This window comes from Pseudaeromonas sharmana (genome assembly GCF_042649925.1).
GTDB classification, from domain to species: Bacteria; Pseudomonadota; Gammaproteobacteria; order Enterobacterales; family Aeromonadaceae; genus Pseudaeromonas; species Pseudaeromonas sharmana.
The window spans coordinates 148,457-162,184 of record NZ_JBHSAF010000003.1; the positions used below are offsets into that span (position 1 = coordinate 148,457).

Here is a 13,728-nt window from a genome sequence, read left to right on the forward strand (position 1 = left end):
ACGTCGAGATAAGGTGTCGTTAGAAATGAATTTACTGTTTCATCAGATACTTGAAGAGGTGATATCCGAAGGGCAGGCGTTGTCACAGATCTGGTTTGCCTCCGATCGAGGCGTGCCGCCCGAGTTTAGCTATCAGGTCAACTTTCCGCGCCTGGAGATGGTGTTCAGTGGCCAGTATAGCAACCAGCTGTGGTCGCCCGATGGAGGCATGCAGTCGGTGACCTTGTTGCCCCGGCAGGTGTTGTATATTCCGCCGAATGCCTGGAACAAGCCGGACTGGGAGCCGCCCTGCTCAGTGCTCAGCCTGTTGTTTGGCAAGCGTCAGCTGGGCTTCAGTCTGGTGAGCAAGCAGGCTGGGCGCGAGCAGATGTTTGATGTTCACAAGCACAGTATTCCGGCGCCCACCGGGCGTGCGCTGGAGCATATATTGCCGGCGCTGGATGCGCTCTCTCGCGAGACGGTGACGGCGCCAATGGATCATCACCTGTTGCTGGCTTTGCTCGGCTGCGTGGAACAGTTGCTCAGCGAGGCGGAGACTGACCGTCCGCGCGGAGTCGATCTGTTCCATGGCATCTGCATCTACATTCAGGAGAACTTCCACCGGCCTATCACGCGCGACAGCATTGCCGAGCGTTTCAACCTGTCACCGGGGCACTTGTCGCGGCTGTTTCGCGACAAGGGACACATGCGGTTGGCTGATTACATCACCCGGGTCCGGCTGGAACGGGCCAAGTTCATGTTGCGCAAGTACCATTTCCATCTGGCCGAGGTGGCACAGCGCTGTGGCTATCCGGATGTGAACTATTTTTGCCGTGTCTTTCGTCACAAGGCGGGCGTGACTCCCAGCCAATACCGAGAACTCAGTCAGCCGGCTGGCTCAGTGGCAAAGTAAGCAGGCGTGCTGTCGTATGCACCAGGCGGGGTTGCTCCCAATCGCAACCTCCGAGAACTCAGTCAGCCGGCTGGCTCAGTGGCAAAGTAAGCAGGCGTGCTGTCGTATGCACCAGGCGGGGTTGCTCCCAATCGCAACCTCCGCGAACTCAGCCAGCCGGCTGGCTCAGTGCCAAAGTAAGCAGGGCGTGCTGTCGTATGCACCAGACGGGGTTGCTCCCAATCGCAACCTCCGCGAACTCAGTCAGCCGGCTGGCTCAGTGCCAAAGTAAGCAGGGCATGGCGTGCCGCCGGCTGATGATCGTTCAGCAGGGCGTGCTGCAGCAGGGGGTCCATCAGGCGACGTACCAGGCGTTGCAGCGGCAGCAGTTGCTCCTGAGTCGGCGACGCCGGCAGGACCATCAGGATCAGCAGGTGCGCCGGACCCGAAGCGGAACCCCACTCCAGTGGGGAGGGGCAATGCAGGAGTGCCAGCATGGGCTGTGTCACGACCGGCGAAATCGCATGGGGCATGGCGATGCCGGCGCACAGCATGGTGGAGGCGATCGCCTCACGGGCCAGCAACTGCTGGTACAAGGCGTCACCATCGCCGATCTCCGGCAGCAGGGCGACTAGCTGGCGTAGCGCCGAGGCGGCGTCACTGTCAGGTGCCAGCACGCCCAGCATGCCGGCATCGAAGCGCAGCGCCGGCGCCTGGCGTTGCAACTGGCTCTGGGCCGCGGTGAAGTCGGGGTGCCGTCCGCCGAGACGGGTTCCCTGCTCGTTGACCCAGGTGGTAAAGACGATGCAGGCCAGCTCGGCATCCTTGCCGCTGAGCAGCAGCTGGCAGAGATCTCCAGCCCGACACCCCAGCGCCATCAGCGACAAGGGTTCGCACACCTCGGTGTGGCGCGATCGCGTCAGATTGCACAAGCGGACCTGGATGCGCGCATGCAGCCGGGAGGCCAGCCGGTACAGGCGCCGGGCATCCGGTAGCGTCAGGTCGCGATCGCAGCGAAACGTCAGTTCACGCCGTAGCATCGTGCTGCAGTGCCTTAAGTACCGCCAGCGCATTCAGCAGCACCGGCTCCAGATTGACCTGTTTCAGGCGACAGCCGATGAAACGCTCCTGTTGCTCCACCGGTCGGTCGGAGGCAATCAACACCCAGTCGGCCTGGGCGATATCCCGTGCGCTGAGCGTATTTTCCAGCCCCATGGCACCCTGGGTTTCCACTTTCAGTTTGATACCCAAGGTGTTAGCGGCCCGCTCGAGCGCCTCGGCGGCCATGTAGGTATGGGCTATCCCGGTCGGACAGGCGGTAACGGCAACGATCTTCATAGCTAACCACGGTTTCGTCATGCGTTGCCACAGCATATCACCCCGCGATCCGCGCTGCGCGGCCAGGGCTGCGAAAGTGCGGGGCAGGCAGGAGGCTGACAGACACAGGCAGAAGGTGGTCCTGCTCAGGACCACCCGGGAGGCGGATTACTCGATGTTCTGAATTTGCTCGCGCATCTGCTCGATGAGGACTTTCAGCTCGACGGCGGACTGGGTGGTTTCGGCGTTGATGGACTTGGAGCCGAGGGTGTTCGACTCGCGGTTGAACTCCTGCATCATAAAGTCGAGGCGGCGACCACAGGAGCCACCTTTGGCGAGAATCTTGCAGGTTTCGCCGATGTGGGTCTCCAGGCGGTCCAGCTCCTCGGCGACGTCGATGCGTTGCGCCAGCAGGATGATCTCCTGTTCGACGCGGGTCGGATCCAGTTCCAGCCGGGCTTCGGCCAGGCGGTCGATCAGCTTCTGGCGTTGCCAGTCGAGGATCTGTGGCATCAGGGCGCGCACCTTGGTCACTTCGGCCTGAATACCGACCAGGCGCTGTTCGATCAACGCCTTGAGTTTGTCGCCTTCACTCTGACGGCTCTCGATGAACAGACCCAGCACTTCGTCAAATGCGGCCAGCAGCGTGCTGTTCAGCGCATCCATGTCCTGTTCCGGCGTCGCCATCACACCCGGCCAGCGCAGCACGTCCAGCGGGTTGAGCTGGCCCTGTCCGGCGCGATCGATGACCCAGAGGGCGCTGTCGATCAACTGCTCGGCCAGCTCGGCATTGATGTTCAACTGGCCCGCTCCGGTCTGGCTATCAAAACGCAGGCTGCATTCGATTTTGCCGCGCTCAAGCTGCTTGCGAAAGCGTTCGCGCAGTATGGGTTCCAGACCGCGCCACTGTTCCGGCAGACGCAGATAGGTTTCCAGATAACGCTGATTGACGGAGCGGATTTCCCACACCGCTGTACCCCAGTCACCCTTGAATTCCTTGCGGGCATACCCCGTCATGCTGTGAATCATACGAATCTCGTCGGTCGGCAAAAAAGTGCGCCGATTATAACGCTGCCAGCGGCAAAAAGCCCGTCGATGTGAAAAGCCGCCGTCGATGCCGTATACTGCGCGCAATTATCAGTAAGCAGGAATCGAACATGCGCCCGAATGGCCGAGCTCCGGAGCAGATGCGTCCAATCACCATCACCCGTCACTATACTGCCCACGCCGAAGGGTCTGTGCTGATCGAATTTGGTCAGACCAAGGTGCTGTGCAATGCCAGCGTCAACGAAGGGGTGCCCCGTTTCCTTAAAGGCAAGGGCCAGGGCTGGATCACCGCCGAATATGGCATGCTGCCGCGCTCCACCCACTCACGCATGAACCGTGAAGCCGCCTCTGGCAAGCAGGGTGGGCGTACACTGGAGATCCAGCGCTTGATTGGCCGGGCGCTGCGTGCCGCGGTCGACCTGACCCAGCTGGGCGAGTACACCATCACGCTCGATTGCGATGTGATTCAGGCCGATGGCGGTACTCGCACCGCGGCGATCACCGGTGCCTGCGTCGCGTTGGTGGATGCGCTGCGCTGGATGCAGGAACGCAAGCAGTTGAAGACCGATCCGTTGAAGTTCATGGTGGCGGCCATTTCGGTGGGCGTGCATGAGGGGCAGGCGATCTGCGATCTCGAGTATGTCGAAGATTCGGCCGCCGAAACCGATATGAATGTGGTGATGACCTCCACCGGCAAACTGATCGAGGTGCAGGGCACTGCCGAGGGCGAGCCGTTCAGCGAAGAGGAGTTGGTGACCCTGCTTGGCCTGGCCAAGGGAGGCATCGCCGAGTTGATCACCGCCCAGCAGGCGGCCTTGGCAACCTGATCCTGACGCGGCGAGAGCCGCGTTTTTTTTGACGTTAATCCGCGTGCGGTGGGTTTTGCTCATCCCGCGCCACACAGAACGCGAAGACAGAAGACAAGATAAGAAGAGGAAGAGACATGAAAGCCTATCAGCGCGAGTTTATCGAATTTGCTTTGAGCAAGCAGGTGCTGCGGTTCGGGGAGTTCACCCTGAAGTCCGGCCGCAAGAGCCCTTATTTCTTCAATGCTGGCCTGTTCAACTCCGGCCGTGACCTGGCCCGTCTCGGCCGTTTCTATGCCGCTGCGCTGGTGGATGCAGGGATCGACTACGATGTGCTGTTTGGCCCGGCCTACAAGGGGATCCCGATTGCCTCGGCGACCGCGGTGCAGCTGGCCGAAGTGCACGATCAGGATGTGCCCTGGTGTTTCAATCGCAAGGAGGCCAAGGACCACGGCGAAGGTGGCAACTTGGTGGGCAGCTCGCTGCAAGGGCGCATCATGCTGGTCGATGACGTCATCACCGCCGGGACAGCGATCCGGGAATCCATGGATCTGATTCAGGCCAATGGTGCCGAATTGGCCGGCGTGCTGATCGCGCTCGATCGTCAGGAGAAGGGCAAGGGCGAGCTCTCCGCCATTCAGGAAGTAGAGCGTGATTACCAAGCCAGGGTGATCGCCATCATTACACTGGCGGATCTGATCGCCTACCTGGAAGAGCAGCCGCAGATGGCCGCGCACCTCGAACAGGTGCGTGCCTACCGTACCGCCTATGGCATCGACGCCTGAGGGTCGGCCCATGTCGCGTCTGCTGGTGACCGGTCTCACTGGTACCTTGGCCCCCCATCTGGCGGCGCAGGCCAAACGCAGGGGGATGGATGTGCTGCCCTGGCCGCGCCAGACGGTATCGCCCGATGATGCGACGGCCGGTGAGCTGTTTTTGAGTCGTGTGCGGCCGGATGCCATCGCCCATCTGGGGATGGGCTCCGAGGCGTGGGCGGCGCAGCTGGCCGGTTATGCGGCACGCCATGCCCTGCCATTTGTGTTCACCAGCAGTGCCATGGTGTTCAGCCATGAACCGCCCGGGCCCCATCGCCGTGAGGATACACCGCACACTAGCGATGGCTATGGCCTCTACAAGCAGCGCTGCGAGGCGGCCATAGTCGCGGCCAACCCGGCTGCGGCCATTGCCCGTATCGGCTGGCAGATTGACGCCGATGCACGTGGTAACAACATGTTGGCGGCGCTGGATCACTGGCAGGCCCAACAGGGCGAAGTGGCGGCCAGCCGGGCCTGGATCCCGGCCTGCTCTTTCATGGATGACACCGCCGAGGCCCTGTTGCAGCTGTTGCTGACACGGGCGAGCGGCCTGTTTCATCTCGACAGCAATGCAAGCGAAGCATGGCGTTTTGATGAGCTGGTGACGGCATTGGCCTTGCGCTTTGACCGTTCGTGGCAGATCCGTGTGCACGAGGAATACCACCATGATCAGCGCCTGTTGGGCAATGAAGGGTACATGCCGGGGCTGAGTCGACATTTATGTCGCCGCTGAGGGATTAAAACAGCCGCTGATGCGGCTGTTTTTCTTGGTAATGTGCGCCATTGCCGACAATGTGCGGCCGACCGAAAAAGCAACAAGCGTGGCTTGTTTGAGGCTGGCAGAAACGGCATCATGGCGCGTCTACAACTGGTTTACATTTTTAAGAACAGGGAGAGCAGAATGAAAAAAGGGTTGCTTGCTGGTCTGGTGGTCGCGGCGATCGCGGCCGGTGCCGGCGGTTATTACTATGCCAGCCACAACAAGGCGGCAGGTGAGGGGGCATTGGCCTATGTGCCGGCCGATACCCTGTTGTTTGCCGGTGGTCTCGAGCCGATGCCGTGGTCGGCCATGGCCGCATTTCGCGATCAATTCAATTTTGGTATGCAGCCCGAGCAGGTCAATACGCTGATCGAGGAGATGCTGAAGACGGATCCGCAAAACCCGGATGCCGCACCTGCCGGCGCGCGCCTGGCGGTCAGCCTGTATGCCGAGTATGTCAATGCCGTGCTGTCGAAGAGCTTTAAGCCGCAGATGCTGGGGTTGAGTGATGCCGTCGATTCTGCGTTCTATACCGTCGGCGCCCTGCCGGTGGTGCGTGTTGCGCTTGCCGATCAGGCGGCGTTCGATGCGTTCCTGGCCAAGGCAGAGGAGCGTGTCAAGGTCAAGGCCGAAGAGGCCAAGCTCAAGGACTTTACCTACAAGCGCTACCCGCTGATCACCGATGGCGAACAACCTGTCTATCTGGCCATCGGCAAACGCGATGGTTTCCTGATCGTCACGCTGGATGTCGGTTCGCTGATCCCGGCAGAGGAGGGGTTGGATGTGGCGTTTGGCCTGACCAAGCCAACTCAGTCGCTGGCCGCTGCCGGAACCCTGCAGACCCTGGTCAAGGAGCAGGGGCTCAAGCCGTTCTCGATTGGTTTTCTTAATCACGAAGGTCTGATCCGTACCCTGACCCGCGCCGATAGCCCGATCGCCAAGCTGCTGGACAAGGTCAGTCATGGAGAGGCGACCAAGGAGCTGTCCGCGTTCCGTACTGCCGAGTGCCAGGCTGATATCGAAGGCATGGCCGCACTGTGGCCGCGCAGCGTTTTCGGTTATACCGAGCTGGATACCAGTGGTTCACCACTGCGTGCCAACAGCCTGTTCAAGATCGTCTCCACCGATGGCAAGACCATGGAGCAGTTGCAGAAGCTGCGTGGTTTCCTGCCGCAGTATTCTGGAGATAACAGCAAGTTCTCCTATCAGCTGGGGCTGAATATGGATGAGCTGACACCGGTACTGACCAATTTGTGGTCCCGCGCCATACAAGCCAAGTTCAGCTGTGCCCCGCTGGTAGCGGCCCAGGCACAACTGAAGGAGACCAACCCGGCACTGCTCGGTGCCATGACCGGCATGATCCAGGGCGTACAGGGCGTTGGTATCGACGTGCAGGATCTGAAGCTGGGCAAGGCGCTGGCGGAAGGCGAGATGCCCAGCATTGAGGCACTCTCTTTCGTGGCCACGCTCTCCAGCAAGCAACCGCAGCAGCTGTGGGGCATGCTGGCGATGATGCAGCCTGAGTTCGCCAGCCTGAAATTGCCGGAAGATGGTCAGAGCATCGATCTGCCGTTACCGCTGCCGGTCACCTTGCCATCCCCGATCAAGCTGGGTCTGTACGGCAATCATATCGCTGTCTTCTCCGGTGAACAGGGCAAGACACAGGCCGAGAGCCTGGCCAAGCAGGAGCTCAAGCCGAACGGTCTGCTCCACTTCGGGCTGGACTACGGTTTGCTTGCCGATGCACTGGAGGTGGTCATGAACGACGAGATGGCCAAACTCGAGGCGGCCGCAGATGCGGCGGCTGAAGAAGCGGTTGCCGCGGCGGCGGGTACGGAAGAGCCGCAGACTGATGAATATGGTCTGCCGATGCCGACTGCTGCCGAGCGCAAGGAGCAGGCCGAGAAACAGGTCGCTGAGTTGAAGTCTGCTCAGGCCATGCTGCTGGGGCTGCGTGGTGCCCATATCAGCTCAGGCATGGACTTCACGACCAGCGGTATCGAAATGCGTGCCGACATGCAGTTACCGAAAAAGTAACACTGCGGTGCGGACATGAGATTGAGGGCCGGCTTGCCGGCCCTTTTTTATGTCTCCGGCTCTCGGTGGCGTGTGACGGGCTGCGACTTGCCATTGGTGTGCGGGATGGACCAACGCAGTGGGGTTAAGGTGCCAGCGACATTCATACGGCGTCCACGCTAAAGGAACAGAGCCGTCGCGGTGCGTCGGAGGAACAGCCGTGCTGCCCTGGGGCATAGCGGGGGCAGAGGCGCCGCTGGCCGGATGCGATCAGCCAGCGTGCATTGCCGGTGGTGGAGTGGGTGCCCGGCATCAGCTCATGCAGACAGGACCCGCAGGTCCTGTCTTTTTGTGATGCCAAGCTACGGGCTTATTGGGCCTGGTGAACCTTCATCTGCGGGAAGGGGATCTCAATACCCGCTTCGTCAAATGCCAGCTTGACCCGCTCCTGCAGATCGAAGAACACCCCCCAGTAGTCGGCGGTCTTGACCCAGGGGCGAACGACCAGATCCACAGATGAGCTGTTCAGTGCGGCGACGGCGATGGTCCAGGCCGGCTCCTTGAGGATGCGCTCATCGGCAGCCAGCAAGCGTTCAAGCACCGCCTTGGCCTGCTGCAAATCGGCGCCATAGGCGATGCCGAAGGTCATGTCGACACGGCGGGTCTCCATGCGCGAGTAGTTGGTGATGGTGCCATTGAGAATGGCGCCGTTAGGCACGACCACCATCTTGTTGTCGCCACTGGTCAGCACAGTGGTGAAGATCTGCACTGTCTGCACGACACCAGCAGTGCCTGCGACCTCAACGAACTCGCCGGCTTTCAGCGGGCGGAACAGGATCAGCAACACGCCGGCGGCAAAGTTGGACAAGGAGCCTTGCAATGCCAGACCAACTGCCAGACCGGCGGCACCGATGACAGCCACAAAAGAGGCGGTCTGCACGCCGATACGGCTCAGGGCGGCAATGACGACGAAGGCCAGAATGGCATACTTGACCAGGTGGCCGACAAAATCGGTGATGGTGACATCGAGATTGCGGCTCTTCATCAGCCGCACCAGACCGCCGGTGACCAGACTGGCGGCAAACCAGCCCAGCAGCAGCGTCAGCAGCGCGGCAGCAATATTGACGCTGTATTCGATGATCAGTGCCTGATTGTTGCTCAGCCAGTGGGTGGCATCGGTCAGGATTTCGGGTTCCATACACTCTCCTCAGAGTTAATGCGGGAGAGGGCTCCCGCGATCAGCTTTGCAGCAACTGGTTATGAATGAACTGCCACTGTACCTCAAAATTGGCGGTGGGTGGCAAGCGGAACTGACTGCGGACAAACTGGCTCAGTCGCCCCTCGACATAGGCTAGCAGCAGATTGGCTAACTGCGCCTCATCGACAGAAAAGCCGGTCCCTTCACGGAGGCGGCGCTCGCGCAGTACCTGCTTGAGCTGGCTTTCGAGCTTGTCGAACATGTGGGTGACCCGATCGCGTAGCCGTTCGTGCTCGCCTTGCAGCGCATCGCCGGTCATGATGCGGGTGATACCGGGATTGCGTTCGGCGAACATCAGCAACAACTGCAGTATGCGTTCACAGCGCACCAGCGTCTCCTTCTCTTCACTGAGGATCAGATTGACCCGCGACAGCAGTGTCTCCTCAATGAAGTCGATCAACCCTTCGAACATCCGTGCCTTGCTCGGAAAATGGCGATACAGCGCCGCCTCCGAGACGCCGACTTCGGCGGCCAGGCTCTTGGTGGTGATGCGTTGGCCGGCCTGATGCTCAAGCATATGTGCCAGGGCCTGCAATATCTGTTCGCGGCGATGGGGTGTGGTGGCGGTAGCAGTAGCAGCTTGCGTTGTCATGTTCGAGTAATCCCTTCACAAAGGTGACAAACAGGGCAAAACAGGGGTCTGCAACCACAGACCCCGCACGGCTTAGTGACGGCCGGACGAGCCGAAACCGCCTTCGCCGCGTTCACTGACGTCAAACTCGTCGACGACGGTGAAGCTGGCCTGGACGACCGGCAAGAACACCAACTGGGCGATGCGTTCGCCAGGCTGAATGATGAAGCTCTGCTGACTGCGGTTCCACATCGACACCATCAACTGCCCCTGATAGTCGGAATCGATAAGGCCGACCAGGTTGCCAAGCACGATGCCGTGCTTATGGCCGAGGCCTGAGCGCGGCAGTATGGTGGCACACAGCCCCGGATCGGCGATGTGGATGGCCAGACCGGTCGGCAGCAGCGTGGTCGCGCCCGGTGCCAGTTCGATCGCTTCGTTCAGGCAGGCGCGCAGGTCCAGTCCGGCAGAACCTGGAGTGGCGTACTCCGGTAGCGGGAATTCGGTGCCGATACGGCTGTCGAGAATCTTCAGTTCAATCTGCTTCATGCTGGTACTTCTTGATGATGAGAGCCATAAGGTGGCGTGCCACCTCGGTTTTTGCGGCCAGTGGCAGCGTTTGCTGTCCTCCCGGCCAGAATACGGTCAGTGCATTGTCGTCGCTGTTGAACCCTTGCCCGGCACGGGAAACATCATTGGCCGCGATCATGTCGAGCCGCTTGCGCTGTAGCTTGTCCAGTGCGTACTGCTCCACCTGCTGGGTCTCGGCGGCGAAACCGACGACAAATGGCCGGTCGGCGCGGGCCGCCACCTCGGCGATGATGTCGGGGTTGCGCGTCAGGCGTACCGTCATGTCATCGGCCGACTTTTTGATTTTTTGAGTAAAAACTTCTTCGGCGCGGTAATCAGCCACTGCGGCACAGCCGATGAAAATCTGTTGTCCGGGCAGTTGCTGCTGTACTGCTGCCTGCATCTCCAGCGCACTTTCTACGTCAATGCGGGTGACTCCGACAGGGGTGGGGAGGGCCACTGGCCCTGCGACCAACGTGACTTTGGCGCCCAGCTCGGCAGCGGCGGCTGCCAGGGCAAATCCCATTTTTCCGGAGCTGTGATTGCTGATGAAACGCACCGGATCCAGAGGCTCGCGGGTGGGACCGGCCGTGATCAACACATGCAGGTCGAGCTCGGGACGGGCGAAGAAGCGCATGCAATGATCGACCAGGGCCAGTGGATCCAGCATGCGGCCAGGACCGACGTCGCCACAGGCCTGAATACCGGCATCCGGTCCCCAAATCTGCACTCCGCGCTGGGCGAGAGTCTGCAAATTTTGTTGCGTGGCGGCATGCAGGTACATCTGCTGGTTCATCGCCGGGGCGACGGCTACCGGTGCCGGCGTCGCGAGGCAGAGCGTTGTCAGCAGCTCATCAGCCATGCCGCAGGCCATGCGGGCGAGGACATTCGCCGTTGCCGGAGCAACCAGTACCAGATCGGCCCATTTCGCCAGCTCGATATGATTCATGCCCAGCTCGCTGGCCGGGTCGAGGACGCCGTCAGGAATGGCATGGCCGGAGACAGCCTGCAGGGTGAGTGGAGTAATGAAGGCACGGGCCGAGTCGGTCATCACGACGCGCACTTCGGCGCCCCGATCGCGCAAGCGGCGCACCAGTTCGGCGCTCTTATAGGCGGCAATCCCGCCGCTGACGCCTAACAGGATGCGTTTATTGAGCAATTCCATAATTTTGATTTCCGGCTGCAAAGTCGAGGCGGCTGAGCATACCACATGCCATTCACGGGCGGCAGAAACCGCCATCACACCCCGGCGAGCTGGCGGAGGCGTCAAGCTGCAAGATGCGCACCGGAGAACTGCCGGCTATGACAGTCCCGAGATGGGGGCCGCCTGCTATCTTGGGGACGGCATGTGTCGTTGTGATGACAGCAAGAATCGTGCAAGGGGAGAGGATGACGATACGGGACTGGCCTGCTGGCGAGCGGCCGCGGGAGAAATTGTTACACCGCGGCGCACCGGCGTTGAGTGACGCCGAGTTGCTGGCGATCCTGTTGCGCACGGGTATCCGTGGCTGTGACGTACTCGAGTTGAGCCGGCGACTGCTGCAGGAGTTTGGCTCCTTGCGTGCCTTGTTTGCCGCCGATGCCGAGCGTATTTGTGCCATTCCCGGTCTTGGCCACGCCAAATATGTGCTATTGCAGGCCGTGCTGGAGCTGGGGCGGCGCCATCTTGATGAGACGATACGCCGCGGTGAGGCGTTGACCAGTCCGACGGCGACACGGCGTTTCCTGCAGTCCCGGCTACGCGATCGGCCGCGGGAAATCTTCGCCTTGCTATTGCTCGACAGTCAGCATCGGGTGCTCTCGTTTGAAGAACTTTTTCACGGTACCCTCGACTGCGCCAGTGTCTATCCGCGGGAAGTGGTGCAGTGCGTGCTCAAATATAATGCGGCCGCGGTGATCCTCTGCCATAATCACCCGTCCGGCGTGGCTGAGCCCAGCCGGGCAGACCGCAGTCTGACCGAGCGCATCAGCGCCGCACTGGGTCTGATAGACGTCCGGGTGCTCGATCACCTGGTGATAGGTGACGGCGAGATGGTTTCTTTTGCCGAACGTGGTTGGCTATAGTCGATCACGGCAAGCCTTTTGCTTGATCTTCGCCGGCCGATGCTGTATAAAATGCCGCCTTCTATATGGCCCCGCAACAGGCCAGCGGGGCTGAGAAATGCTCGAGCAAAAGAAGTAAGATTTGGAGAGACTGACATGTCTAGAGTATGCCAAGTAACCGGTAAGCGTCCGGCAGTGGGTAACAACCGTTCCCACGCCAAGAACGCGACCCGTCGTCGTTTCCTGCCTAACCTGCAAACTCACCGTTTCTGGGTTGAAGGCGAGAAGCGTTTCGTCAAGCTGCGTGTTTCCACCAAGGGCATGCGCATCATTGACAAGCTGGGTATCGAAGCGGTCCTGGTGGACCTGCGTGCCCGTGGCGAAGTAGTGTAAGGAGATAGATCATGGCTAAAGGTGTACGCGAAAAGATCCGCTTGAACTCCAGCGCCGGTACTGGTCACTTCTACACCACGACCAAGAACAAGCGCACCATGCCTGAGAAGATGGAAATCAAGAAATTTGATCCTGTCGTCCGTCAGCATGTGATCTACAAGGAAGGCAAGATCAAGTAATTGATCCTGCACCTTGAAAAACCCGGCTCTGCCGGGTTTTTTATTTTCAGCGTCTGACGTTTTCATCTCTTCTGCGTCGCTGTCATGCCCTCTTCATTCCCGCCACACTCTACGGCACAATGCCGCTCTGTTATCCCGTTGTTACAAGATGAGGTTACGATGCCGGAGTTACCCGAGGTTGAAGTCAGTCGTCAAGGCATAGCGCCCTGGTTGGTCGGTCAGACCGTGACGCGTGTCGTGGTGCGCAATCCGCGCCTGCGCTGGCCAATCCCGGCTGAAATCCAGCAATTGGTGGGCTGCCCGATTGCAAGCGTTCAGCGCCGGGCCAAGTACCTGCTGCTGCGCTCGACACTGGGCACCGCGATTCTGCATCTGGGTATGTCCGGCAAGCTGCGGGTCTTGCCAGTCGGCACGCCGGCAGAGAAACACGACCATGTCGATATTGAACTCGGCAATGGCCAGCTGTTACGACTCAATGATCCCCGCCGTTTCGGCGCCTTGCTCTGGACCAGCGGTGATCCGCTTCATCATGGGTTACTGGCAACGCTGGGGCCTGAGCCGCTTACTGATGCCTTTGATGGTGCCTATTTGCACCAACGCAGCCGGCGCAAGCACAGCGCGATCAAACCCTGGTTGATGGATAACCACCTGGTGGTTGGTGTAGGTAACATCTACGCCAACGAGGCGCTGTTTGCTGCGGGTATAGATCCGCGTCGCGCGGCCTCGGCGTTGAGTCCGGACGAGTGCGATCGGCTGGTGCTTGAGATCAAGACGGTGCTGGAGCGTGCCATCCGCCAGGGGGGAACGACATTGCGTGATTTTACCCGTGCTGACGGGCGGCCCGGCTACTTCGTGCAGGAGCTCCAGGTGTATGGTCGGGCTGGTGAAGGCTGCCGGCGTTGTGGTCACCCGCTGGAGAGTCTGCGTCAGGGGCAGAGAACCACGGTCTTCTGCCCGCACTGTCAGCGCTGAGGTGTGCGGATACGCGCGGTAATGGTTCGTTATAATCAGTATCCTGCAACTGGCTGTGCCCGTTGCGGCTGAACATGTTACAGGCTCCAAGAGGGGCTTTGTCTATCCTG

The 13,728-nt window shown here is 60.5% G+C and carries 16 protein-coding genes; 9 read left to right on the plus strand and 7 right to left on the minus strand.

The features are described from left to right. Positions 1-25: 25 nt before the first annotated feature. On the plus strand, positions 26-892 hold the full coding sequence (locus ACFOSS_RS05575; RefSeq protein WP_377151146.1) for a helix-turn-helix transcriptional regulator: 867 nt from the start codon (positions 26-28) through the stop codon (positions 890-892). Between the two features lie 239 nt (positions 893-1,131). On the opposite strand, the gene ACFOSS_RS05580 is transcribed toward ACFOSS_RS05575, so the two are convergent. The 3 genes from ACFOSS_RS05580 to ACFOSS_RS05590 form a co-directional block, all read right to left on the minus strand. Next, positions 1,132-1,911: a PTS sugar transporter subunit IIA gene (locus tag ACFOSS_RS05580; protein WP_377151147.1), complete on the minus strand. Its 780-nt coding sequence runs from the start codon at positions 1,909-1,911 to the stop codon at positions 1,132-1,134. Then, complete coding sequence (locus tag ACFOSS_RS05585) at positions 1,898-2,209, minus strand: PTS fructose transporter subunit IIB (RefSeq protein ID WP_377151148.1); 312 nt, start codon at positions 2,207-2,209, stop codon at positions 1,898-1,900. The genes ACFOSS_RS05580 and ACFOSS_RS05585 overlap by 14 nt, the downstream gene beginning before the upstream one ends. Before the next feature lie 147 nt (positions 2,210-2,356). Further along, positions 2,357-3,217 (minus strand): YicC/YloC family endoribonuclease, encoded by an 861-nt coding sequence (locus ACFOSS_RS05590; RefSeq protein ID WP_377151149.1) that lies wholly within the window; start codon positions 3,215-3,217, stop codon positions 2,357-2,359. A gap of 128 nt (positions 3,218-3,345) precedes the next feature. Here ACFOSS_RS05590 and rph point away from each other — a divergent pair, with 128 nt between their 5' ends. From rph to ACFOSS_RS05610, 4 genes are all read left to right on the plus strand, one after another. Continuing rightward, entirely contained in the window at positions 3,346-4,062 is a 717-nt protein-coding gene (rph, locus tag ACFOSS_RS05595; protein ID WP_377151151.1) for a ribonuclease PH, read from the plus strand. A 116-nt stretch (positions 4,063-4,178) separates the two neighbouring features. Continuing rightward, positions 4,179-4,826, plus strand: coding sequence for an orotate phosphoribosyltransferase (gene pyrE, locus ACFOSS_RS05600; protein WP_377151153.1), 648 nt, complete (start codon positions 4,179-4,181; stop codon positions 4,824-4,826). A 10-nt stretch (positions 4,827-4,836) separates the two neighbouring features. Continuing rightward, on the plus strand, positions 4,837-5,589 hold the full coding sequence (locus ACFOSS_RS05605) for a sugar nucleotide-binding protein (RefSeq protein ID WP_377151154.1): 753 nt from the start codon (positions 4,837-4,839) through the stop codon (positions 5,587-5,589). A 168-nt stretch (positions 5,590-5,757) separates the two neighbouring features. Beyond that, the gene (locus ACFOSS_RS05610; protein WP_377151155.1) at positions 5,758-7,653 is read left to right on the plus strand and encodes a hypothetical protein; all 1,896 of its coding nucleotides are present in this window, start codon (positions 5,758-5,760) and stop codon (positions 7,651-7,653) included. Between the two features lie 349 nt (positions 7,654-8,002). Here the strand turns inward: ACFOSS_RS05610 and ACFOSS_RS05615 are convergent, their stop codons facing one another. From ACFOSS_RS05615 to coaBC, 4 genes are all read right to left on the minus strand, one after another. Continuing rightward, positions 8,003-8,830 carry a mechanosensitive ion channel domain-containing protein gene (locus tag ACFOSS_RS05615; protein WP_377151156.1) on the minus strand — a complete coding sequence of 276 codons (828 nt, stop codon included), beginning with the start codon at positions 8,828-8,830 and terminating at the stop codon, positions 8,003-8,005. Between the two features lie 40 nt (positions 8,831-8,870). Continuing rightward, positions 8,871-9,482 (minus strand): nucleoid occlusion factor SlmA, encoded by a 612-nt coding sequence (gene slmA / locus ACFOSS_RS05620; RefSeq protein ID WP_377151157.1) that lies wholly within the window; start codon positions 9,480-9,482, stop codon positions 8,871-8,873. A gap of 72 nt (positions 9,483-9,554) precedes the next feature. Then, positions 9,555-10,010 (minus strand): dUTP diphosphatase, encoded by a 456-nt coding sequence (dut, locus tag ACFOSS_RS05625; RefSeq protein WP_377151158.1) that lies wholly within the window; start codon positions 10,008-10,010, stop codon positions 9,555-9,557. After that, positions 9,997-11,196 carry a bifunctional phosphopantothenoylcysteine decarboxylase/phosphopantothenate--cysteine ligase CoaBC gene (gene coaBC / locus ACFOSS_RS05630; RefSeq protein WP_377151159.1) on the minus strand — a complete coding sequence of 400 codons (1,200 nt, stop codon included), beginning with the start codon at positions 11,194-11,196 and terminating at the stop codon, positions 9,997-9,999. The genes dut and coaBC overlap by 14 nt, the downstream gene beginning before the upstream one ends. A gap of 224 nt (positions 11,197-11,420) precedes the next feature. On the opposite strand from coaBC, the gene radC reads away from it, so the two are divergent. From radC to mutM, 4 genes are all read left to right on the plus strand, one after another. Continuing rightward, the gene (gene radC, locus ACFOSS_RS05635; RefSeq protein ID WP_377151160.1) at positions 11,421-12,095 is read left to right on the plus strand and encodes a RadC family protein; all 675 of its coding nucleotides are present in this window, start codon (positions 11,421-11,423) and stop codon (positions 12,093-12,095) included. A gap of 135 nt (positions 12,096-12,230) precedes the next feature. Then, positions 12,231-12,467, plus strand: a complete 237-nt coding sequence (gene rpmB, locus ACFOSS_RS05640; protein ID WP_345009774.1) for a 50S ribosomal protein L28 — start codon at positions 12,231-12,233, stop codon at positions 12,465-12,467. Positions 12,468-12,478: 11 nt separating this feature from the next. After that, positions 12,479-12,646, plus strand: coding sequence for a 50S ribosomal protein L33 (rpmG, locus tag ACFOSS_RS05645; RefSeq protein ID WP_377151161.1), 168 nt, complete (start codon positions 12,479-12,481; stop codon positions 12,644-12,646). A 159-nt stretch (positions 12,647-12,805) separates the two neighbouring features. Next, a complete protein-coding gene (gene mutM / locus ACFOSS_RS05650) occupies positions 12,806-13,618 on the plus strand; it encodes a bifunctional DNA-formamidopyrimidine glycosylase/DNA-(apurinic or apyrimidinic site) lyase (RefSeq protein WP_377151162.1) in 813 nt (270 codons plus the stop codon). The last annotated feature ends 110 nt before the right edge of the window (positions 13,619-13,728 follow it).

Coding starts and splice junctions, on each gene's coding strand:
- pyrE (WP_377151153.1), top strand. CDS start 4,179: ATGAAAGCCTATCAGCGCGAGTTTATCGAATTTGCTTTGAGCAAGCAG.
- mutM (WP_377151162.1), top strand. CDS start 12,806: ATGCCGGAGTTACCCGAGGTTGAAGTCAGTCGTCAAGGCATAGCGCCC.
- rpmB (WP_345009774.1), top strand. CDS start 12,231: ATGTCTAGAGTATGCCAAGTAACCGGTAAGCGTCCGGCAGTGGGTAAC.
- rpmG (WP_377151161.1), top strand. CDS start 12,479: ATGGCTAAAGGTGTACGCGAAAAGATCCGCTTGAACTCCAGCGCCGGT.
- ACFOSS_RS05610 (WP_377151155.1), top strand. CDS start 5,758: ATGAAAAAAGGGTTGCTTGCTGGTCTGGTGGTCGCGGCGATCGCGGCC.
- dut (WP_377151158.1), bottom strand. CDS start 10,010: ATGAAGCAGATTGAACTGAAGATTCTCGACAGCCGTATCGGCACCGAA.
- radC (WP_377151160.1), top strand. CDS start 11,421: ATGACGATACGGGACTGGCCTGCTGGCGAGCGGCCGCGGGAGAAATTG.
- ACFOSS_RS05605 (WP_377151154.1), top strand. CDS start 4,837: ATGTCGCGTCTGCTGGTGACCGGTCTCACTGGTACCTTGGCCCCCCAT.
- ACFOSS_RS05585 (WP_377151148.1), bottom strand. CDS start 2,209: ATGAAGATCGTTGCCGTTACCGCCTGTCCGACCGGGATAGCCCATACC.
- slmA (WP_377151157.1), bottom strand. CDS start 9,482: ATGACAACGCAAGCTGCTACTGCTACCGCCACCACACCCCATCGCCGC.
- ACFOSS_RS05615 (WP_377151156.1), bottom strand. CDS start 8,830: ATGGAACCCGAAATCCTGACCGATGCCACCCACTGGCTGAGCAACAAT.
- coaBC (WP_377151159.1), bottom strand. CDS start 11,196: ATGGAATTGCTCAATAAACGCATCCTGTTAGGCGTCAGCGGCGGGATT.
- ACFOSS_RS05580 (WP_377151147.1), bottom strand. CDS start 1,911: ATGCTACGGCGTGAACTGACGTTTCGCTGCGATCGCGACCTGACGCTA.
- ACFOSS_RS05575 (WP_377151146.1), top strand. CDS start 26: ATGAATTTACTGTTTCATCAGATACTTGAAGAGGTGATATCCGAAGGG.
- ACFOSS_RS05590 (WP_377151149.1), bottom strand. CDS start 3,217: ATGATTCACAGCATGACGGGGTATGCCCGCAAGGAATTCAAGGGTGAC.
- rph (WP_377151151.1), top strand. CDS start 3,346: ATGCGCCCGAATGGCCGAGCTCCGGAGCAGATGCGTCCAATCACCATC.